The 20,297-nt window shown below is 61.2% G+C and carries 19 protein-coding genes; 4 read left to right on the top strand and 15 right to left on the bottom strand.

The window, feature by feature from the left end; all coding sequences use genetic code 11:
* Positions 1-68: 68 nt before the first annotated feature.
* The 15 genes from ACO6VD_RS04995 to ACO6VD_RS04925 all read right to left on the bottom strand — a co-directional run bounded on the left by ACO6VD_RS04995 (position 69) and on the right by ACO6VD_RS04925 (position 16,083).
* Positions 69-398, bottom strand: coding sequence for a hypothetical protein (locus ACO6VD_RS04995; RefSeq protein ID WP_422417438.1), 330 nt, complete (start codon positions 396-398; stop codon positions 69-71).
* Positions 395-1,318 carry an alpha/beta hydrolase gene (locus ACO6VD_RS04990; RefSeq protein ID WP_422417436.1) on the bottom strand — a complete coding sequence of 308 codons (924 nt, stop codon included), beginning with the start codon at positions 1,316-1,318 and terminating at the stop codon, positions 395-397. The genes ACO6VD_RS04995 and ACO6VD_RS04990 overlap by 4 nt, the downstream gene beginning before the upstream one ends.
* Positions 1,290-2,567: a flavohemoglobin expression-modulating QEGLA motif protein gene (locus ACO6VD_RS04985; RefSeq protein WP_038614088.1), complete on the bottom strand. Its 1,278-nt coding sequence runs from the start codon at positions 2,565-2,567 to the stop codon at positions 1,290-1,292. The genes ACO6VD_RS04990 and ACO6VD_RS04985 overlap by 29 nt, the downstream gene beginning before the upstream one ends.
* A gap of 24 nt (positions 2,568-2,591) precedes the next feature.
* Positions 2,592-3,137, bottom strand: a complete 546-nt coding sequence (locus tag ACO6VD_RS04980; RefSeq protein WP_422417434.1) for a hypothetical protein — start codon at positions 3,135-3,137, stop codon at positions 2,592-2,594.
* Positions 3,138-3,165: 28 nt separating this feature from the next.
* Positions 3,166-3,870 carry a TetR/AcrR family transcriptional regulator gene (locus ACO6VD_RS04975; protein WP_400170521.1) on the bottom strand — a complete coding sequence of 235 codons (705 nt, stop codon included), beginning with the start codon at positions 3,868-3,870 and terminating at the stop codon, positions 3,166-3,168.
* Positions 3,871-3,970: 100 nt separating this feature from the next.
* Complete coding sequence (gene lysS, locus ACO6VD_RS04970) at positions 3,971-5,473, bottom strand: lysine--tRNA ligase (protein ID WP_274294379.1); 1,503 nt, start codon at positions 5,471-5,473, stop codon at positions 3,971-3,973.
* 71 nt (positions 5,474-5,544) lie between these two features.
* Positions 5,545-6,640 (bottom strand): peptide chain release factor 2 gene (prfB, locus tag ACO6VD_RS04965; RefSeq protein WP_400170522.1). Its coding sequence is split into 2 segments (ribosomal slippage): positions 5,545-6,567 and positions 6,569-6,640, totalling 1,095 coding nucleotides; the frame shifts between segments, so codons are not numbered across the junction.
* A gap of 143 nt (positions 6,641-6,783) precedes the next feature.
* The gene (locus tag ACO6VD_RS04960) at positions 6,784-7,788 is read right to left on the bottom strand and encodes a diguanylate cyclase (RefSeq protein ID WP_422417432.1); all 1,005 of its coding nucleotides are present in this window, start codon (positions 7,786-7,788) and stop codon (positions 6,784-6,786) included.
* Between the two features lie 51 nt (positions 7,789-7,839).
* Positions 7,840-8,853, bottom strand: coding sequence for a chemotaxis response regulator protein-glutamate methylesterase (locus ACO6VD_RS04955; RefSeq protein ID WP_422417430.1), 1,014 nt, complete (start codon positions 8,851-8,853; stop codon positions 7,840-7,842).
* Positions 8,850-11,135 (bottom strand): hybrid sensor histidine kinase/response regulator, encoded by a 2,286-nt coding sequence (locus ACO6VD_RS04950; protein WP_422417428.1) that lies wholly within the window; start codon positions 11,133-11,135, stop codon positions 8,850-8,852. Before ACO6VD_RS04950 ends, ACO6VD_RS04955 begins: the two co-directional genes overlap by 4 nt.
* Positions 11,132-11,794, bottom strand: a complete 663-nt coding sequence (locus ACO6VD_RS04945; protein ID WP_422417427.1) for a chemotaxis protein CheW — start codon at positions 11,792-11,794, stop codon at positions 11,132-11,134. Before ACO6VD_RS04945 ends, ACO6VD_RS04950 begins: the two co-directional genes overlap by 4 nt.
* Positions 11,791-13,062, bottom strand: coding sequence for a CheR family methyltransferase (locus ACO6VD_RS04940; protein ID WP_422417425.1), 1,272 nt, complete (start codon positions 13,060-13,062; stop codon positions 11,791-11,793). Before ACO6VD_RS04940 ends, ACO6VD_RS04945 begins: the two co-directional genes overlap by 4 nt.
* Positions 13,059-13,595 (bottom strand): chemotaxis protein CheW, encoded by a 537-nt coding sequence (locus tag ACO6VD_RS04935; RefSeq protein ID WP_422417424.1) that lies wholly within the window; start codon positions 13,593-13,595, stop codon positions 13,059-13,061. Before ACO6VD_RS04935 ends, ACO6VD_RS04940 begins: the two co-directional genes overlap by 4 nt.
* Before the next feature lie 7 nt (positions 13,596-13,602).
* A complete protein-coding gene (locus ACO6VD_RS04930) occupies positions 13,603-15,225 on the bottom strand; it encodes a methyl-accepting chemotaxis protein (RefSeq protein ID WP_400170530.1) in 1,623 nt (540 codons plus the stop codon).
* 129 nt (positions 15,226-15,354) lie between these two features.
* The gene (locus ACO6VD_RS04925; protein ID WP_422417422.1) at positions 15,355-16,083 is read right to left on the bottom strand and encodes a tellurite resistance TerB family protein; all 729 of its coding nucleotides are present in this window, start codon (positions 16,081-16,083) and stop codon (positions 15,355-15,357) included.
* Between the two features lie 216 nt (positions 16,084-16,299).
* Between ACO6VD_RS04925 and ydcS the strand changes: the two genes are divergently transcribed.
* From ydcS to ACO6VD_RS04905, 4 genes are all read left to right on the top strand, one after another.
* Positions 16,300-17,451, top strand: a complete 1,152-nt coding sequence (ydcS, locus tag ACO6VD_RS04920) for a putative ABC transporter substrate-binding protein YdcS (protein ID WP_422417420.1) — start codon at positions 16,300-16,302, stop codon at positions 17,449-17,451.
* An 85-nt stretch (positions 17,452-17,536) separates the two neighbouring features.
* Positions 17,537-18,577, top strand: coding sequence for an ABC transporter ATP-binding protein (locus ACO6VD_RS04915; RefSeq protein WP_422417418.1), 1,041 nt, complete (start codon positions 17,537-17,539; stop codon positions 18,575-18,577).
* Position 18,578: 1 nt separating this feature from the next.
* Positions 18,579-19,493 (top strand): ABC transporter permease, encoded by a 915-nt coding sequence (locus ACO6VD_RS04910; protein WP_422417416.1) that lies wholly within the window; start codon positions 18,579-18,581, stop codon positions 19,491-19,493.
* On the top strand, positions 19,483-20,289 hold the full coding sequence (locus tag ACO6VD_RS04905) for an ABC transporter permease (protein WP_400170535.1): 807 nt from the start codon (positions 19,483-19,485) through the stop codon (positions 20,287-20,289). Before ACO6VD_RS04910 ends, ACO6VD_RS04905 begins: the two co-directional genes overlap by 11 nt.
* The last annotated feature ends 8 nt before the right edge of the window (positions 20,290-20,297 follow it).

The raw sequence follows: 20,297 nt of genomic DNA, 5'->3' as shown, positions 1-20,297 counted from the left end.
GACCACTCACTCCGCCCACCCCCCCCCCAACACAGGTTCTTCCCCCCCCCCCCCCCCCCCCGATGCTGTTACTCCTGAACCTGCTGCGGTGTCTCTTCACCCAGGCAGCGAACGGCCTGCTTCTTGTTGTCCACCAGCACCCCGGTCAGGCCTTTCTGCGAGGTATCGAACAGCACCAGGACGCCATCGACACATTGGGCCACCTGGTTCGCCGGCTTCAGCGAGATCTTGTAATCCTCCCCCGGTATGGTCTTGAGCATGGTGAAATCAGACAGCAGCAGCGCATCTTCGGGTTTGGCAAAATGCAGATAGCCGTAATACCAGAGGGCGCCGACCGTACCGATGATGCTGCAGATACCGGTAATGATCAGCGGAATAGCGTTACGTTCTTCACTCATTGTGACGTCTCGTCAGGGTAATTGGGGACTTCGGCCAAACGCCGCAATCCATTGAAATGTTCCGGATCCTCGAGAAAGCGCAGCATCACCTGGCGCCAGGTGCGGTCGGCGAAAGTCTGCACATGGCCACCACGGGTCAGCTGCAACACCCTCGGTGGCGGTGCCGCCTGGTACAGCTGAATGCCGTTACTCAGCGGCACGATCGGGTCGTCGATACTGTGGAAAAACAACTTCGGCGTGGTTTTGAGTTGCGCAATCGAATTGATCGCGCTGTCACCATCGGGCACCAGCCACGACAGCGGTACCTGCAATGGCCAGGTCACCCACTGGTTGCTGAGGGCAAAGCGCCCGACCTGACGGTAGCTGGCCGGTACACCATCGAAGACCATGGCCTTGAAGCGCTTGGCCTGCTGCGGGTGTTGAGCCAGGTAGTGAATGGCCATGGCGCCACCCAGACTTTGCCCGAGCAGCACTTGCGGCTTGCCCTGCACTTCGGGCGCCTGGTCCAGCCAGTCCAGCGCTGCGGCAATGTCCTGATAGACCTCTGGCAATGCCGGTTTTCCCTGGGACAAGCCATAGCCCCGGTAGTCCAGCAACAGCACCTGATACCCCTGTTCAGGCAACCACCAGCTGCCGCCCAGATGCCAGGCCAGGTTGCCGCCGTTGCCATGCAGGTGCAGTACCGTGCCCTTCACATCTACACCAGCCTTGGCGGGCAACCACCAGCCGTGCAAGCGCGTGCCATCCGCCGCGGTGAGTGTTACATCACGGTACTCAAGCTTGGCCTTCTGCGGGGTGAACGGCTGCCCTGGCTCGGGGTAGAACAGCAGCGAACTGCAACCGCCCAGACTCAGCAACACCAGCAGCAGGCCAAGAAACCTGCGCCCTGCGTCAGAGAATATTCGAATAGTCGGCTTCAATCCGGTCCAGGCTCAGGTGGTTGAGGAAGTTGGAGAAACACATCCAGGCCGATAGCGCGTTGAGGTCGCGAAACTGCTCCGGCAGGTACTTGGGTGGTTCTACCAGGCCTTCATCGACCAGTTGGCGCAAGGTGCGCATGTCCTCAAGGGTGGTCTTGCCGCAGAACAGCAAGGGGATCTGTTCGAGCTTGCCCTTGCGCACGGCCAACTGAATATAGTTGTAAACCATGATGAAGCCCTTGAGGTAGGACAAGTCCTTGGTAAATGGCAAACCGTTGGGTACCGAACCACGGAACACCCGACTGGCATTGCCATAGCTCTCCGGCATGCCGAAGCCCTGGGCGCGGAAGAACTCATAGACCTGCATGAAGTCGGCGCCCTCCTCGACCATGTGAATGGCCCGGGTGCGGTTGGTCAGCTTGCGCAGGCGACTCGGGTAGGAGGCGAAAGCGATGACCTCCATGAGGATCGCCAGGCCTTCCTGGGTCACTGTCGACGAGGGTGGTCCCTTGGCCAGGAAGGTGCAGATCGGCTGGTTCAGGCCGTTGAGGGTGGTGCCCACATGCACCAGCCCCTCATGCACCTCCAGCGCCCGCACGTCGCGGCTGTTGAACATGGCGTCGGCGCGAATCTTGATGTAGTCGGCGCCCGCCGCCGCATCGGCGACAATGCCATCGGACTCGAACACCCGAATGGTGTCCTCGGCTTCGTTGAAGACCTTGTTCAGGCGGCCCTGAAGCATCTCCACGGCCTGCTTGGCGGTGAGGTTCTTCGGTTCGTCCTTGAGGTCACCACGGCCGTCGATGTTATTAAGATAATCGGAAAGCATCAGGCCCAGGTCGGCCAGGGTCGGATCACCGGCATGGAAGGCATCGGACGCCGCGCCGTACAGTTCCTGGGAGATCAGGCCAAAATCCTCGGTGCCGCGCGCCTCGAGCATGCGCACCACCATGCGATATTCCTTGCACATGCGCCGCATGATCTGCCCGACCGGGTTGAACTGGCCCAGCTGGCGGGTGATGTCGCGCTCGATATTCTGGAACTCGAGCTTCACCGCTCCGGAGTCGAACGACAACGGCCGACCCTGGTAGTAAGCACGATCAACCGCTGGTGGTTCCTTGCCCTTGGCCTTGAGAAAACCCTGGCGGATGCTGTCGTCCCACTTCACCGCATCGAGCACGCGAATGGGCGTTTGCGCCAGGACAATGCGATCAGACAGGGCACGTATCGTCTGCTGGTACTCGTCCACCCTACACTCCTTGAATTGACTCTATTACTTGCCGACCCGCTGGAACCGCGCCACTTCGATGAACAGGTCAGAGTTGGCCGGATCGTCCAGATAAGCCAGGACACGCTCGGCCGGGCTGTCGATCAGCACGCCGTCGCCGTGGTCCTGCGAGACCTCATAGGTGCGCCCGCTGAGCTCTTTCTTGTCCACGGCCTGGCTGACCTGTTCGACGTCGAGGTTGTACACCACCAGTTCCTTGCGATCGATGATTTCGAAGCCACCGATCAGGAAGTTGCCACCCAGGCGCTTGGGCACACCGGCCGAGAGATACCAGCGGTTGCCGTGCCGGGACACGGTGAAGACGTACTCATCGCGTTTTTTGTCCTTGCCGATGGCCACCGCCTTATACGCGTCACCGCCGCTACGGCTGATTTGCAGGGTCAGCGGTTCACCCCAGGCGTCCTTGCTGGTCCATTTGCCTAGCAGGGCCTTGGGCGCCGCCTCATTGGCCGGCATCGGCTCATTGAAGGTAACCAGACAACCGCCAAGCAGCAAGAACGACAGCGCCAACAGCAGACTTCTGGCTTTCATCGGGTTCTCCTTGAAATAGGGTCGCGTCTCACGCGGCGGCCAGTACCAGATGCAGGTACCGGGTAAGGATAGCGAGCATCTGCGCTTGCGCATCGGCGCGTGAGCCGTCGAGCAGGCCCTGATATTCCATCTGCTCGATAATCGCCGTCAACACCAGCGCATCCTGTTGTGGTTGGCGCGAGCCCACGACCTGGAGCAACTGGCAGGTGCCGCGCAACAGAATCTGCTCATGCAGCTTGACCAGTTCGGCCAGGCGGGGGCACAACAGCGCCTCCTGGCGAAAGGCCTGCTCGGCCATGAGAAAGTCACGCCGGTTATGCAACTGGCGCTGCACATAGTCGGCGGTCATCTTCGCCACCTCATCGGCCAGTCGTGCCCGCCACTGCGGGCTGCCATCGCCCTGGGAAAGCAGTTGGCGCAGTACCACCTCGGTGTGTTCCCAGAGTTTGGCCATGTAGGCCGCGCTGCGCTCCACGTACTGGGCGAAGGTATCGGTGAGCAGGTCTTCGATGTCTTTGAAGTAGTACGTGGTCGCCGACAGCGGCACTCCGGCTTCGGCCGCTACGGCGCGGTGTCGCACACCACGAACCCCCTCGCGAACGACAATGCGCATGGCAGCATCGAGAATGTCCTGGCGTCGCTGTTCGCTGCCCTGGCGGCTGGCCTTGCGGCCTTGATACTGAACGCTTTCGGCAACCGACGTGGCAACGCCAGCGGCACCTTGTTGAGCCATTGCAGGAGTCACTGCTGATCTACCCCATGAGTTGCAACCGATGGATGAATTTTCGCCAGGCATGAAAAAGCCGCCCCGGAAGGCGGCTTGTTCAGAACACTCAGGCCTGTGGACGCATGTGCGGGAACAGGATCACATCGCGAATCGATGGCGAGTTGGTCAGCAACATCACCAGACGGTCGATGCCGATACCTTCACCGGCGGTTGGCGGCATGCCGTATTCCAGCGCGCGAACGAAGTCGGCGTCGTAGTGCATGGCTTCGTCGTCGCCGGCGTCCTTGTCAGCCACCTGGGCCATGAAACGCTCGGCCTGGTCTTCTGCGTCATTGAGCTCGGAGTAGGCGTTGGCAATCTCGCGGCCACCGATGAACAGCTCGAAGCGGTCGGTGACGTTCGGGTTGTCGTCGTTGCGACGGGCCAGCGGCGAAACTTCGAACGGGTACTGGGTAATGAAGTGCGGCTGTTCCAGTTTGTGCTCGACCAGCTCTTCGAAAATCATCACCTGCAGCTTGCCCAGGCCTTCGAAACCGAGGACCTTGGCACCGGCTTTCTTGGCAATGGCGCGCGCCTTGTCGATGTCGTTGAGGTCGTCGGCAGTCAACTCAGGGTTGTACTTGAGGATCGAGTCGAATACCGACAGACGTACGAACGGCTCGCCGAAGTGGAACACCTTGTCGCCGTACGGCACGTCGGTGCTGCCCAGCACCAGCTGCGCCAGCTCGCGGAACAGTTCTTCGGTGAGGTCCATGTTGTCTTCGTAGTCAGCGTAGGCCTGGTAGAACTCGAGCATGGTGAACTCGGGGTTGTGCCGGGTCGAAACGCCTTCGTTACGGAAGTTGCGGTTGATCTCGAAGACTTTCTCGAAGCCACCTACAACCAGACGCTTGAGGTACAGCTCCGGCGCGATGCGCAGGAACATGGCCATGTCCAGGGCGTTGTGGTGGGTTTCGAACGGCTTGGCTGCGGCACCACCGGGGATGGTCTGCAGCATCGGCGTTTCCACTTCGAGGAAGTCACGCTTGATCAGGAAGTTGCGAATATGGTTGATCACCTGCGAACGCACGCGGAAGGTGTCGCGTACTTCTTCGTTGACCATCAGGTCGACGTAACGCTGGCGATAGCGCTGTTCGGTGTCGGTCAGGCCGTGGTGCTTGTCTGGCAGCGGGCGCAGCGACTTGGTCAGCAGGCGCACGTTGGTCATCTCGACGTACAGGTCACCCTTGCCGGAACGCGCCAGGGTACCTTCGGCGGCGATGATGTCGCCCAGGTCCCAGGTCTTGACCGCGGCCAGGGTTTCTTCCGGCAGGGTCTTGCGGTTGACGTAGACCTGGATGCGCCCGGTCATGTCCTGGATCACCATGAACGAGCCACGGTTGAGCATGATGCGCCCGGCAACCTTGACCGGAATCGCTGCAGCTTCCAGCTCTTCCTTGGTCTTGTCGACATACTGTTTCTGCAGGTCGTTGCAGTAGCTGTCACGGCGGAAGTCGTTGGGGAAGGCATTACCCTTGGCACGCTCGGCAGCAAGCTTTTCCTTGCGCAGCGCGATCAGGGTGTTTTCTTCCTGTTGCAGGTCTTGCGGGTCGAGTTTGAGGTCGCTCATGTCGTTACATTTTCCATCTGGGGTTCATTGCCCCCGCCCGCGGGCGAGGGTCTTGTAGCGGATCGGGAAACTTACAGCCCCTGCTTGAGGCTGGCTTCCAGGTATTCGTCGATATCGCCGTCGAGCACCTTGTCGCAGTCGCTGCGTTCAATGTTGGTGCGCAGGTCCTTGATCCGCGAAGCATCGAGCACGTACGAACGGATCTGGTGCCCCCAGCCGATGTCGGACTTGCTGTCTTCCAGGGCCTGGGACGCCGCGTTGCGCTTCTGCATTTCCAGCTCGTACAACTTGGCCCGCAGCATTTTCATCGCGGTGTCTTTGTTGGCGTGCTGGGAGCGTTCGTTCTGGCAGCTGACCACGGTGTTGGTGGGCACGTGAGTGATACGCACCGCCGAGTCGGTGGTGTTTACGTGCTGACCACCGGCGCCCGAGGAGCGGTAGGTGTCGATACGCAGGTCCGACGGGTTGATCTCGATTTCCACTTTGTCATCGATCTCGGGGGACACGAACACCGCCGAGAACGAGGTGTGGCGGCGGGCGCCGGAGTCGAACGGACTCTTGCGCACCAGGCGGTGCACGCCGATCTCGGTGCGCAGCCAGCCAAAGGCGTACTCGCCCTTGATGTGCACGGTCGCACCTTTGATACCGGCAACTTCGCCTTCGGACAGCTCCATGATGGTGGCGTCGAAGCCACGCTTGGCCGCCCAGCGCAGGTACATGCGCAGCAGGATGTTGGCCCAGTCCTGGGCTTCGGTACCACCAGAACCGGCCTGGATATCCAGGTAGGCGTTGTTCATGTCCATCTCGCCGCTGAACATGCGGCGGAATTCGAGCTTGGCCAGTGATTCTTCCAGGCCTTCGAGCATCTCGATGACATCGTTGACGGCGCTTTCGTCGCCCTCTTCAACGGCCATGTCGAGCAGCTCACGCGAATCGGCCAGACCACTGGACATTTCGTCCAGGGTCTCGACGATCTGTGCCAGCGCCGAGCGCTCACGGCCCAGTTCCTGGGCGTATTCAGGCTTGTTCCAGACGTTCGGGTCTTCGAGTTCGCGGTTTACTTCGATCAGGCGCTCATGCTTTTGATCGTAGTCAAAGATACCCCCGAATGGACTCGGAGCGCTCGGTCAGGTCCTTGATGGTGTTCAGGATCGGTTGGATTTCCATGGGCGGGCAGCTCTCGTGCGTAATCGGTAGAAAAGCCGGAGAGTATAACCGAGTCTGGAACCTGACGGCAGTCCGTCGGGCAGTTGTTGTAGGGAGCTTTTACCTGTGGGAGCGACGTTGCGACGACTCCCACAGGGCTTGTCTCAGTCCACGCCGACCTGGTTACGACCGTTGTTCTTCGCCAGATACAGGCCTTTGTCCGCCGCCGAGATCAGCTGCCGGCAATGACTGCCGATGCCCGGTGTCAGGGTGGCCAGGCCGATGCTCACGGTCAGACTGGAATTGGGCTGTGGCATATCGTGGGCAATGTTCATCGCCGCCACGCTCTGGCGCAGTTTTTCTGCCACCAGGCGTGCACCACCCGGCGAGGTGTTGGGCAGTACCAGGGCGAATTCCTCACCGCCGTAACGGGCCGGCAAGTCGCTGGGGCGGGCACAGGAGCCACGAATGGCCTCGGCGACCTTGCGCAACGCTTCATCGCCGGCCAGGTGACCGAAGGTGTCGTTGAACGCCTTGAAGTAATCGACATCGATCATCAACAGCGACAACTGCGCCTGCTCGCGCATTGCCCGGCGCCACTCCAGTTCCAGGTATTCATCGAAATGGCGGCGGTTCGACAACCCGGTCAGGCCATCGGAATTCATCAGGCGCTGCAGCACCAAATTGGTGTCGAGCAACTGCTGCTGGCTGACGCGCAAGGCACGGTAGGCCTCGTCGCGCTGCAACAGGGTCAGGTAGGAGCGCGAGTGATAGCGAATGCGCGCCACCAGCTCGATGTTGTCGGGCAGCTTGACCAGGTAGTCGTTGGCCCCCGCCGCAAAGGCTGCGCTCTTGACCAGCGGGTCTTCCTTGGTCGACAGGACGATGATCGGGATGTCCTGGGTCGCCGGGTTGTTGCGGTATTCACGCACCAGGGTCAGGCCGTCGAGCCCGGGCATGATCAGGTCCTGGAGGATCACCGTCGGTTTGATCCGCATCGCCTGCGCCACGGCCTGGTGAGGGTCGGCACAGAAGTGAAAATCGATGTTCTCTTCGTGCGCCAGCCCCCGACGCACCGCTTCGCCGATCATTGCCTGATCGTCGACCAGCAAGACCATGGCCGAATTTTCATTGGTGGCCGGGAAACCGCCGAGAGGTAAATCATTCATGCGCTGTCACCTGGTCACTGCCGGATAGCCGGCGTGGCACAATACATATCGTCATTTTGGAAAAATTTCCATCAATCGTGCAGCGATCCGCTCCAGGGGGCGAATCTCCATCGCGGCGTCTATTGCCGCCGCAGCCTTGGGCATACCGTACACGGCGCTGCTGTGTTGGTCCTGAGCAATGGTCAGGAAATTCTGCTGGCGCATCAATTTCAGGCCCTGGGCGCCATCGCGGCCCATGCCGGTCAGCAGTACGCCGACCGCGTCACCGCGCCAGTAGCGCGCCACGCTTTCAAAAAATACGTCAATCGAAGGTCGGTAGATTTCGTTTACCGGTTCGGCGGTGTACGCCAAGGTGCCATTCTTGAGCAAGCGGATGTGGTGGTTGGTACCGGCCAGCAACACCTGCCCTGGCTGCGGCGGCTCACCCTCGCAGGCCAGGCGCACGGGCAAGCCCGACGCGCTGCTGAGCCATTCAGCCATACCGGCCGCAAACACCTGGTCTACGTGCTGGACCAGGACAATGGCGGCGGGAAACGCCTGAGGCAAGCCCTTGAGCAGTATTTCCAGGGCAGCAGGACCACCAGCCGAGGAGCCGATGGCTACCAGACCCTGACGCTGTGCCGCTTCACGCAACGGTGCAGCCATCGGCCGCGGGGTATTATTGCGCTGCTGGCCAATCAACCAGCCGATGTTGAGGATCTTGCGCAGCAGCGGTGCGGCCGCTTCCTTGGGATCGCCAGCCCCCAGGGCCGGGGTATCGACCACGTCCAGCGCCCCATAGCCCATTGCCTCGAACACGCGATGGACGTTCTGCTGGCGGTCCACGGTGACAATCACGATGGCGCAGGGTGTCTCGGCCATGATCCGCCGGGTCGCCTCGACGCCATCCATGACCGGCATGATCAGATCCATCAGGATCAGGTCCGGGGTATTCCCGGCGCAAAATTTGACGGCCTCGGCACCGTTGCTGGCTACCCAGATCACCTGGTGTAGCGGTTCGAACGCCAACGCCCGGCGCAACGCCTCCACGGCCATAGGCATGTCGTTGACGATAGCGATCTTCATCCCTGGGCTCCCCCGATCAACTCGACCACGGCATCTAACAAGGCATCATCATGAAAACTGGCCTTTGCCAAATAGTAGTCGGCTCCAGCGTCCAGTCCACGACGGCGATCTTCTTCACGGTCCTTGTAGGAGACCACCATGACTGGCAACGATTGCAGACGGTTATCCCGTCGCAACAAGGTAACCAGCTCAATGCCGTCCATACGCGGCATGTCGATGTCAGTAATCAGCAAGTCGAAATCCTCGCTGCGCAAGGCGTTCCAACCATCCATGCCATCGACTGCAACAGCCACTTCATAACCACGATTGCTCAGCAGCTTGCGCTGCAGCTCGCGCACCGTCAGCGAGTCATCTACCACCAGGATGCGCTTGCGCGCCGCCTCGCGGGTGTTGCGCTGGCCGCGCTCGATTCGCTCCAGGCGTCCGGTACTCAACAGCTTGTCGACTGATCGCAGCAAGTCTTCAACGTCGATGATCAGTACCACGCTGCCATCATCAAGCAAAGCACCGGAAGAAATATCCTGGACCTTGCCCAGTCGAGCATCGAGCGGCATTACTACCAGCACACGTTCGCCGATCAGGCGCTCGACCGCGACACCGTAGAGCATGTCGCGCTCGCGGATGACGACCACCTTGATGGTGTGCGCATCCGTCTGGCTTGGCGGTCGATTGAGCAACTGGCTGGCCGCGACCAGGCCGATGTGCCGGCCTTCATGCCAGAAATGCTGACGGCCTTCGATCTGCACAATGGCTTCGGTCGGCAGCTCCAGGGTGCGTTCGATATGCGCCAGCGGGAAGGCATAGGCTTCGGCACCGACCTCGACAACCAGGCTGCGTACCACCGAAAGTGTCAGCGGCACTTCCAGATGAAAACAGCTGCCCTGCCCGCTGGTCTGGGTCAGCACGATGGATCCGCGCAGCTGGCGGACCATGTGCTGCACGGCGTCCAGGCCGACACCGCGCCCGGAAACCTCGGTGACCTCGTCGCGCAGACTGAAGCCGGGTAAAAACAGGAATGTCAGCAGCTCCGCTTCGCTCATCTGCGCCACGGTTTCAGCCGGTGACAGTTGGCGCTCGATAATGCTCTGGCGCAAACGCTGCAGATCAACGCCACCGCCATCATCGCTAAGTTCCAGCACCAGCAGCCCCGCTTGATGCGATGCACGTAAACGGATCTGCCCTTCCAGCGGCTTGCCAGCCAGCAACCTGCGCTCTGGCAACTCGATGCCATGGTCAACGGCGTTGCGTAACAAGTGGGTCAAAGGGGCTTCGAGCTTTTCCAGAACGTCACGATCGACCTGGGTCTTCTCGCCTTCGATCTCCAGGCGCACCTGCTTGCCCAGCGAGCGCCCCAGGTCACGCACCATCCGGCTCTGCCCGGTGAGTACATCGGCAAAAGGACGCATGCGACAGGCCAGGGCCGTGTCATACAGCAATTGCGCGCGTTGACTGGCCTGCCAGCCGAACTCATCAAGATCAGCGGCCTGTTGCAGGAGGATCTGCTGGGTTTCTGCCATCAACTGCTGGGCCTGAGCCAGGGACTCCTGGACTTCCAGGCTCTGGCCGCTGGCTTCCAGCTGGCTCTTGAGCCCGTCAAGGGCACGAATGCTTTGGCTGTGCATGCGCTTGAGGCGCTGCAAGGTGGCCAGGTAAGGCTTGAGCCGCTGGGTTTCAACCATCGACTTGCTCGACAGATCGAGCAGACTGTTCAAGCGCTCGGCGGTGACTCGCAAGATCCGCTCGCCGCCCTCAGCGGTGCGTTTTCCCTTGCGTTGTACCGGGGCCTCGGGTTCAGCATCAAGGAGTGTCGGCTCGATCACAGGCTCTGCCATCGACAGCAAAGGCTCAGATGGCACCATCGGTGTAACGGGTACGGCCGTCCTCGGCATGGCTGCCGGGTCCAGCAGACCGGCCATTTGCAGCAGAAACGCCTGCACCGCAGGTTCCAGCGACGCATCGCCAGGCGTGGCAATGCGCATCAGCAGGTCAGTACCTTGCAGCAAGGCGTCGATATGCTCGGCACGCAACAGCAGCCGCCCCTCCTGGGCACCGACCAGGCAATCTTCCATGACATGGGCGACGCTGACCCCGGCATCTACCCCGACAATCCGCGCGGCACCTTTAAGCGAGTGTGCTGCACGCATGCAGGCTTCAAGTTGGTCAGCCTGGGTTGGATTGCGCTCCAGCGCCAGCAGGCCGGCGCTCAACACCTGAGTCTGGGCTTCTGCCTCCAGACCGAACAATTCGAGCAACGACGCATCCCGCATTTGCTCTGGGGTCATGAAAGGCTCCGGTTCACAGCAGAAAGCACTTGTTCTTCATCCAACACCCGCACACTGCGTTCGCGCCATTGCAGCACCGCCGCGGTAAAGCGCGTCTCGCCCTGTTCGTGGACCAGACGCTCAGGGTCCAGACCGTGGATGCCGTCGACTTCATCCACACGCACCACCACCGAACCACCGGCGGCGGCAAGGATCAGCATGCGTGGCATGATCCGCGCCGAGGTGCTGCCATTGCCGGGCATTTCCAGGCCAAGCAGATCGGCCAGCGACAGACACGGCACCAGAGCCCCACGCACATTGGCGACGCCTTGCAGTACCCGCGAGCGCTGGTGCGGCAACGAGTGCACCGGCTGCAACGGTGCGACTTCGACCAGGCAGCGGGTCGCCAGCGCCAACCATTCCTCGCCCAGCCGGAACAGCAACATTGAGCGAGTAGCCCGCTGCTCTTGCACCTGCGCCTGTTCGTGAGCGTCCTGGGACAATGAATAACGGTCCAGCAAGCGCGTTGCGGCACTCGCATAAACAGCGCAATTGCGGCAATGAACATGTTCGGCCAGTAATGGGCAACTTTTATCACCGCGTACCCCGATACGGTTCCAGCAATCGTCGATGGCCGCAGCATCAGCAGCAACGACTTGCACGATTTCGCCTGAGATCATTGTTCAGACTCCCGTCCGGCTTGCCGTGCGGCGCGCTCCTGCAGGCGTCGGGCACCGGCAATATCGCCCTGGGACGCCAGCAATGCCGCCAGATGGGCCAAGGCTTCAGTGTGCTGTGGATCGAGATACAACGCCTTGCGGTAATGACTGAGCGCCTCGCCGGCATCGCCGGCGATATCACTGAGCAGCCCCAGCCAGTAGAACACCTGGGCGTGCGGCGGGTACTGTTGCAAGTAGCGCGTACAGGCCGCCTGGGCCTCGGCGCTGCTGCCGGCATTGGCCAGCCGGGCAATTTGCGCCAGCAAATCGGCACTGCTGTCTGGCGCCGGTGACTGAGCCGCGGCTGGCGGTGCAACAACCTTGAGTGTGCGTGCAGGCACGGGCGGCGGACGCGGCACAGTGCTGACAGGCGGCAAGATCGGCGTCGTTACCAGCGGTTTGCTGGTGTACATCGGTGCGGCTTCAACGGTTTCAGCCTGGCGCATATAGGCAAAGGACTGGGCGATACCCAGTGGGCGCATGCCCATCCGTGCCAGCAGGCTGCCTTCGGCCGGGCCGATGAACAACACGCCCTGCTCGTGGATCAGGCTCTTGAGCACTTCGAAAACCCGTTTCTGGGTCGGCACGTCGAAATAGATCAACAGATTGCGACAGAACACGAAGTCATAACTGCCCTGCCGGGCGCTCAATGCCGGATCGAGAACGTTGCCGACCTGGAGCTTGACCTGCTGGCGCACACGCTCATGCAATGCATGACCGTTGCCGGCCTCGTCGAAATGCCGCTGGCGGAACTCCAGCTGCGATCCGCGAAACGAATTGCGCCCATACAGCCCTTGCTCGGCACGGCTTATCGAGAGCGGGCTGATGTCCATACCGTCGACGCGAAACGCGTGTGCGCCAATACCGGCATCGAGCAGCGTCATGGCGATGGAGTAAGGCTCCTCACCGGTGGAGCACGGCAAACTGAGGATGCGCAACGGACGTGCGCCCGCCAGCTCTGCCAGACGCTTGCTGGCAAGACTGGCCAGCGCCGTGAAGGACTCCGGATAGCGAAAGAACCAGGTCTCGGGAACGATTACCGCCTCGATCAGCGCCTGTTGTTCGTCACTCGACTGCTGCAAGCGCAGCCAGTAGTCATCCAGGTCACAGGCATCCACGGCGGCGCAGCGCTGGCGTAATGCACGCTCGACCATCGGTGCGCCGACCGAGGCGACATCCAGACCGATGCGCTCCTGCAGGAAGCGGAAAAACCGCAGTTCGATACTCATCGCGGCGCTCCGTACTCACCCGACTGTTCCTCAGGCAAGGGATAGAGCAATGTGCGTACCGCGTCGCTGAGCAGGTCTTGCACACTGATACGCTGCACCAAACCCTGGGCATCTTCGCGCACAGGCCCCAGGTACGGCGCCTGCTGGTTGTCCAGTCCATAGGGCTGGAACTCCTCGGGCAGGCAGCGCAAGGTATCGGTGGCCTGTTCAAGAATCAGACCGAGTAGCAGCTCTGGCCGCAGCGGATCGGCCCGGTAGTGCACCAGCACCAGACGCGTACTGGTGCGCACCGGGGCGGCCATATCGAAACTCAAGGCACCGACGTCAATCACCGGCACCAACGCACCGCGATGCGCCAGGACCCCGGCAACCCAGGCCGGGGTATGGGCGATGGGTTTGAGGGGCAGACGCGGCAACACTTCGGCAACTTCGTGAGCGTCGAGGGCAAAGCGTTGCTCACCCATTCTGAACAACAGGTACAAGGTCCCGTGGGCGACCGTATTCTGGCTACGGTGAGGCTGAAGGTCGTTCATCGGCGGGTCAGACTTTGAACCGCGATACACCGCCACGCAGGCCGGTCGCTACCTGGCTCAACTCATCGATGGCAAAACTGGCCTGGCGCAGCGATTCCACGGTCTGGCTGCTGGCATCGCCCAGCTGCGCCAAGGCGTGATTGATCTGCTCGGCACCGGTGGCCTGGGCCTGCATCCCCTCATTGACCATCAGCACCCGCGGCGCCAGGGCCTGGACCTGATGGATGATCTGGCTCAGTTGCTCACCCACCTGCTGCACTTCGAACATGCCGCGGCGTACTTCTTCGGAGAACTTGTCCATCCCCATTACCCCGGCAGACACCGCCGACTGAATCTCGCGAACCATCTGCTCAATGTCATAGGTGGCCACAGCGGTCTGGTCAGCCAGGCGACGTACTTCGGTGGCGACCACGGCAAAACCGCGACCGTATTCACCGGCCTTTTCCGCCTCGATCGCGGCGTTGAGGGAAAGCAGGTTGGTCTGGTCGGCAACCTTGACGATGGTTACCACCACCTGATTGATGTTGCCCGCCTTCTCGTTGAGGATCGCCAGCTTGTTGTTGACCAGGTCGGCAGCGCCCATTACCTGGTGCATGGTTTCTTCCATACGCGCCAGACCTTGCTGGCCGGAACCGGCGAGGATCGAAGCCTGGTCGGCGGCCGAGGTCACTTCGGTCATGGTGCGCACCAGGTCTCGGGAGGTGGCTGCGATTTCTCGTGAAGTCGCGCCGATTTCCGTGGTGGTGGCTGCGGTTTCGGTGGCGGTGGCCTGCTGCTGCTTGGAGGTCGCAGCGATTTCGGTTACCGAGGTGGTCACTTGCACCGAAGAGCGCTGGGCCTGGGAAACCAGGTTGGTCAGCTCGCCCATCATCTCGTTGAAGCCGGTTTCCACGGCGCCGAACTCATCCTTGCGGTCCAGGTTCATGCGCACGCTGAGGTCGCCGCTGCTGAGCTTGTCCAGGGCATGGACGATACGTTGCATGGGCGCGGTGATGGCGCGCATCAGCAGCAGACCGCAAATGGTTGCGGCAATGATTGCCAGGACCAGGGAAACGATCATGCTGAATTTGGCCGTGACCACTGCACCCACGATCGATTCGGCGGCTTCATTGGCTGATTGCCGATTGCGCTCGATCACGCTGTTCAGGTGGTTGCGCCCCGCGCTCCAGGCCGGCGTCAGCACCTCGTTGATCAGCCGCTCGGCTTCGCTGTAGTTCTTGTCACGGTAGGCCTCGAGGACAGTGTCGATAGCCTTCATGTAGCCGTCTTCAAAACGCTCGAATTCAGCAAAACTGGCCCGATCCTGTGGATCCTGAATGGTGCCCAGATAACTGGCCATGTGCTGTTTCAGGCGCGCTTCGAAGCTTTTGTACAGCTCCATATCCGCAGCGCTGAGCTCACGATTGCCGCTCAAGCCCACCAGTTGCTGGGTCAACACGTAACTGTCGACCCAGGCACTGCGGATCATCGAGCTGTAGTAGACCCCGGGGATGCTGTCGGTGCGCACCGCTTCTTCGCCGGACTCGATCGTTACCAGCCGTGAATAGGCGGCCACCACCATCAACAGCATGATGGCGATAATCACGGCGAAGCTCGCCAGAATCCGTTGGCGCAAGGTCCAGTTTTTCACAGTCAGCCCTCAAGTGTTCTACGCGAGCAGAAAAATGGGCAGAGTATAGCCTAGGCACCCTGGGCTTTTGCGGCTGACTTCAAGGCTGGATCAGGCCAATCGGCCAGCACACTGGCCACTGGCCCGCAATCATTGGCCGATAGCTTGTTTCACCTGGCTCTCCAGCTCGATTTTCAACGCTGGATCGAGTTTCAGCTGACGGGCCAGCTCGTCAAGATAGGCACGCTCCATGAAATGCTCTTCGTCGACCAGCATGACACTGGCGATGTACATCTCGGCGGCCATTTCCGGTGTTTTCGCGGCCCGCGCAACATCGGCCGGATCCAGGGGCTTGTTGAGTTCGGCGTGTAGCCAGTGCTGCAGTTCCTGGTCATTGGAGAGTTTGACGAATTCGCCCTCGATCAGCGCCCGCTCGCGGTCGTCGACATGTCCATCGGACTTGGCTGCGGCGACCAGGGCCTTGAGGATGGCTTGACTGTGCTGCTCGACCTGGGCGGGTGGCAGGCGGTCGAGAGTCTGCGGTTCGCCCTGCGCCGTGGCGCCCTGCTTGGCTTGCCAATTGCCGTAGGCCTTGTACGCCAGTACGCCAAGCGCCGCCAGACCACCATAGGTCAGGGCTTTACCGCCGTATTTGCGCGCCTTTTTGCTGCCCATCAGCAGGCCCATGGCACCTGCAGCCAGAGCGCCGCCCCCGGCCCCCGAGAGCAGGCTACCCAGGCCACCACCGCCTTTGCCACCCAGCAGGTCGCCAAGTCCGCCGGTGGTGCCGGACTTACCGGCAACATTTTTGCCAGCCTGGTTCTGCAGCAGGTCCTGACCGGATTTGAGCAGTTGATCGAGCAAGCCACGGGTGTTCATCGGGCGCCTCCAAGGACGGGAAATAAACCCCAAGAGTACTGCCGCAAGCTGAAATCAAGCTGAATGCATTTGCTTCCAGATGTTGCCCGCACGATGCGAAAAACGACATCAGTGAGCGCCCCACTGGAATAGACCCGAATTTCAGCACTACGCTTAAAGCGATATGCCACCGCTTTCATGACTGCCCCGATCATAATTTGAACAAGAGGGAACACCATGTTCGTGAACAAAACCGCGTTGCTCAGCACCGTGAGTTGCGCCTTGCTGGCCAGCGCCAGCTTGCAGGCCGCTGAACCGCTGAAAGCCGTAGGTGCCGGCGAAGGCCAACTGGATATCGTCGCCTGGCCCGGCTACATCGAGCGCGGCGAAAGTGACAAAGCCTACGATTGGGTCAGCGGCTTCGAGAAAGAAACCGGCTGCAAAGTCAGCGTCAAGACCGCTGCCACCTCCGATGAGATGGTCAGTTTGATGACCAAGGGCGGTTATGACCTGGTCACGGCCTCCGGCGACGCCTCGCTGCGTTTGATCGCCGGCAAACGGATTCAACCGATCAACACTGCACTTATCCCCAACTGGAAGAACCTTGATCCACGGCTCAAGGACGGTGCCTGGTATGTGGTGAACAGCCAGGTGTACGGCACCCCCTACCAGTGGGGCCCCAACGTGTTGCTGTACAACACTGACGTGTTCAAGGAAGCGCCGACCAGCTGGGGCGTGGTCTTCGAAGCGCAAAACCTGCCGGACGGCAAGCCAAACAAAGGCCGGGTGCAGGCCTACGACGGACCGATCTACATCGCCGACGCGGCGTTGTACCTGAAGTCGGCCAAGCCTGAGCTGGGCATTCAGAACCCTTATGAACTCAATGAGACCCAGTACAAGGCCGTGCTCGAGCTGCTGCGTCAGCAACAGCCGCTGATCCATCGCTACTGGCATGACGCAACCGTGCAGATGAGCGACGTGAAGAACGAGGGCGTAGTCGCCTCCAGTTCCTGGGGCTATATGGTCAACACCCTGAAAGCCGACAAGCAGCCGGTGTCCTCGACCATTCCCAAGGAAGGCGCCACCGGCTGGGCCGATACCACCATGCTGCACGCCGAGGCCAAGCACCCCAACTGTGCCTACAAGTGGATGGACTGGTCGCTGCAACCCAAGGTCCAGGGTGACGTGGCCGCCTGGTTCGGCTCGCTGCCTGCGGTACCCGCAGCCTGCAGCGGCAATGAGTTGCTCGGAGCCGAGGGCTGCAAGACCAATGGCTTCGACAACTTCGACAAGATCGCCTTCTGGAAAACCCCGCAGGCCGAGGGTGGCAAGTTCGTGCCATATAGCCGCTGGACTCAGGACTACATTGCAATCATGGGTGGGCGTTAGGGCACTTATCGCGGGGCAAGCCCGCTCCCACACTGTAGGAGCGGGCTTGCCCCGCGATCCAGTCTAGAGACTCGGAGCACCGCACATGACCCTTGCAGTCCAGTTCACCGACGTTTCCCGCAGCTTTGGCGAGGTCAAGGCCGTTGACCGGGTGTCCATCGACATCCATGACGGCGAATTCTTTTCGATGCTCGGCCCTTCGGGGTCCGGCAAGACCACCTGTCTGCGCCTGATTGCCGGCTTCGAGCAACCCAGCGCCGGCTCCATTCGTATCCACGGTGCCGAAGCGGCCGGGTTGCCGCCCTATCAGCGCGACGTCAACACGGTATTCCAGGATTACGCCCTGTTCCCGCACATGAATGTGCGCGACAACGTCGCCTATGGCCTGAAGGTCAAGGGCGTCGGCAAGCAGGAACGTCTGACCCGTGCCGACGAGGCCTTGGCCATGGTCGCTCTGGAGGGCTACGGGCAGCGCAAGCCCGTGCAGCTTTCCGGTGGCCAGCGCCAACGCGTGGCCCTTGCCCGCGCGCTGGTCAACCGCCCACGCGTATTGCTGCTCGATGAGCCCCTGGGGGCGCTGGATCTGAAGCTGCGCGAGCAGATGCAGAGCGAACTCAAAAAACTGCAGCGCCAACTGGGCATCACCTTCATTTTCGTCACCCATGATCAGACCGAGGCGCTGTCGATGTCCGACCGGGTTGCGGTATTCAACCGCGGCCGTATCGAACAGGTCGATACCCCACGCAATCTGTACATGAAGCCGGCAACCACCTTTGTCGCCGAGTTCGTCGGCACCTCCAATGTGCTGCGCGGTGAACTGGCGGCGCAGTTGAACGGCAGCCAGCTGCCCTTCTCGATTCGCCCGGAACACATTCGCCTGGGCGAGCAACCCGCCGCCAGCCATGAGATCCAGATCAGCGGCCTGCTGCACGACATCCAGTACCAGGGCAGCGCCACCCGTTACGAGCTGAAACTGGACAACGGTCAACTGCTCTGTGTCAGCCAGGCCAATAACCAATGGCAGGAACAGGCCACACCCTGGCAGACCGGCCAGCGTGTGCAGGCGCGCTGGGCGCGGGAAGCGATGACCTCGCTGCAGGAAACCGTATTGAGCGAGGGCCAGTAAGATGAGCCTCGCCCTGCGAAGCTTCTCCAACCTGCTGTACCGGCGACCCAACCTGTACCTGGCACTGTTGTTGATACCGCCGCTGATCTGGTTCGGGGCCATCTACCTCGGTTCTTTGCTCAGCCTGCTTTGGCAGGGCTTCTATACGTTCGACGACTTCACCATGGCGGTCACCCCGACGCTGACCCTGGCCAACTTCGCGGCACTGTTCAATCCTGCGAACTTCGACATCATCTTGCGCACCCTGGGCATGGCCATTGCCGTGTCTATCGCCAGCGCCACCCTGGCCTTTCCGATCGCCTACTACATGGCCCGCTACACCACTGGCAAAACCAAGGCGTTCTTCTACATCGCGGTGATGATGCCGATGTGGGCCAGCTACATCGTCAAAGCCTATGCCTGGACCTTGCTGCTGGCCAAAGGCGGCGTAGCGCAGTGGTTCGTCCAGCAGCTCAATCTGGAACCCTTGCTGCAGTTCATCCTGGGCATTCCCGGGGTCGGCGGCAGCACCCTGTCGACCTCGCACCTGGGGCGTTTTATGGTGTTTGTCTACATCTGGCTGCCGTTCATGATCCTGCCCATCCAGGCCTCGCTGGAGCGCCTGCCGCCCTCGCTGCTGCAAGCCTCGGCAGACCTCGGCGCCAAGCCCCGGCAAACCTTCATGCAGGTCATCCTGCCGCTATCGGTGCCGGGCATCGCCGCCGGCTCCATCTTCACCTTCTCGCTGACCCTGGGCGACTTCATCGTGCCGCAACTGGTCGGCCCGCCCGGCTACTTCATCGGCAGCATGGTCTACGCCCAGCAAGGCGCCATTGGCAACATGCCGATGGCTGCCGCTTTCACCCTGGTGCCTATCGTGCTGATCGCCATCTACCTGTCGATTGTCAAACGCCTGGGGGCTTTCGATGCACTCTGAGCAAGCGTCATGGGCCCTGCGCCTGGCCGCGTGGGGCGGGTTGGTGTTCCTGCACTTCCCGATCCTGATCATCTTTCTGTATGCCTTCAACACCCAGGATGCGGCGTTCAGCTTCCCGCCTCAGGGCTTTACCCTGAAGTGGTTCAGCGTGGCCTTTTCCCGGCCCGACGTGCTGGAGTCGATCAAGCTGTCACTGCAGGTTGCCTGCCTGGCCACGCTGATCGCCCTGGTGCTGGGGACCCTGGCTTCAGCGGCGCTGTACCGGCGTAGCTTCTTTGGCAAAGAAAGCATCTCGCTGATGCTGATCCTGCCGATTGCGTTGCCCGGGATAATTACCGGTATCGCCCTGCTGTCGGCATTCAAGACCCTGGGTATCGAGCCGGGAATCTTCACCATCGTCGTCGGCCACGCAACGTTCTGTGTGGTGATCGTCTACAACAACGTCATCGCCCGCCTGCGCCGCACATCCCACAGCCTGATCGAAGCGTCAATGGACCTGGGCGCCGATGGCTGGCAAACCTTCCGCTACATCATCCTGCCCAACCTGGGCTCGGCCCTGTTGGCAGGCGGCATGCTGGCCTTTGCCCTGTCGTTCGATGAAATCATCGTTACGACGTTTACGGCCGGTCACGAACGCACCTTGCCGATCTGGCTGCTCAACCAGCTCAGCCGACCTCGGGACGTCCCTGTGACCAATGTGGTTGCCATGCTGGTGATGCTGGTGACCATGCTGCCGATCCTGGGCGCCTATTACCTTACCCGCGGCGGCGAAAGCGTTGCCGGCAGCGGAAAATAACCTTGGGA

This window comes from Pseudomonas sp. GZD-222 (assembly GCF_049310525.1).
GTDB lineage: Bacteria > Pseudomonadota > Gammaproteobacteria > Pseudomonadales > Pseudomonadaceae > Aquipseudomonas.
This window is presented reverse-complemented; position numbering and strand designations above follow the sequence as displayed.

Coding starts and splice junctions, on each gene's coding strand:
- ACO6VD_RS04995 (WP_422417438.1), bottom strand. CDS start 398: ATGAGTGAAGAACGTAACGCTATTCCGCTGATCATTACCGGTATCTGC.
- ACO6VD_RS04980 (WP_422417434.1), bottom strand. CDS start 3,137: ATGAAAGCCAGAAGTCTGCTGTTGGCGCTGTCGTTCTTGCTGCTTGGC.
- ACO6VD_RS04975 (WP_400170521.1), bottom strand. CDS start 3,870: ATGGCTCAACAAGGTGCCGCTGGCGTTGCCACGTCGGTTGCCGAAAGC.
- lysS (WP_274294379.1), bottom strand. CDS start 5,473: ATGAGCGACCTCAAACTCGACCCGCAAGACCTGCAACAGGAAGAAAAC.
- ACO6VD_RS04960 (WP_422417432.1), bottom strand. CDS start 7,788: ATGAATGATTTACCTCTCGGCGGTTTCCCGGCCACCAATGAAAATTCG.
- ACO6VD_RS04955 (WP_422417430.1), bottom strand. CDS start 8,853: ATGAAGATCGCTATCGTCAACGACATGCCTATGGCCGTGGAGGCGTTG.
- ACO6VD_RS04950 (WP_422417428.1), bottom strand. CDS start 11,135: ATGACCCCAGAGCAAATGCGGGATGCGTCGTTGCTCGAATTGTTCGGT.
- ACO6VD_RS04945 (WP_422417427.1), bottom strand. CDS start 11,794: ATGATCTCAGGCGAAATCGTGCAAGTCGTTGCTGCTGATGCTGCGGCC.
- ACO6VD_RS04940 (WP_422417425.1), bottom strand. CDS start 13,062: ATGAGTATCGAACTGCGGTTTTTCCGCTTCCTGCAGGAGCGCATCGGT.
- ACO6VD_RS04935 (WP_422417424.1), bottom strand. CDS start 13,595: ATGAACGACCTTCAGCCTCACCGTAGCCAGAATACGGTCGCCCACGGG.
- ACO6VD_RS04925 (WP_422417422.1), bottom strand. CDS start 16,083: ATGAACACCCGTGGCTTGCTCGATCAACTGCTCAAATCCGGTCAGGAC.
- ydcS (WP_422417420.1), top strand. CDS start 16,300: ATGTTCGTGAACAAAACCGCGTTGCTCAGCACCGTGAGTTGCGCCTTG.
- ACO6VD_RS04915 (WP_422417418.1), top strand. CDS start 17,537: ATGACCCTTGCAGTCCAGTTCACCGACGTTTCCCGCAGCTTTGGCGAG.
- ACO6VD_RS04910 (WP_422417416.1), top strand. CDS start 18,579: ATGAGCCTCGCCCTGCGAAGCTTCTCCAACCTGCTGTACCGGCGACCC.
- ACO6VD_RS04905 (WP_400170535.1), top strand. CDS start 19,483: ATGCACTCTGAGCAAGCGTCATGGGCCCTGCGCCTGGCCGCGTGGGGC.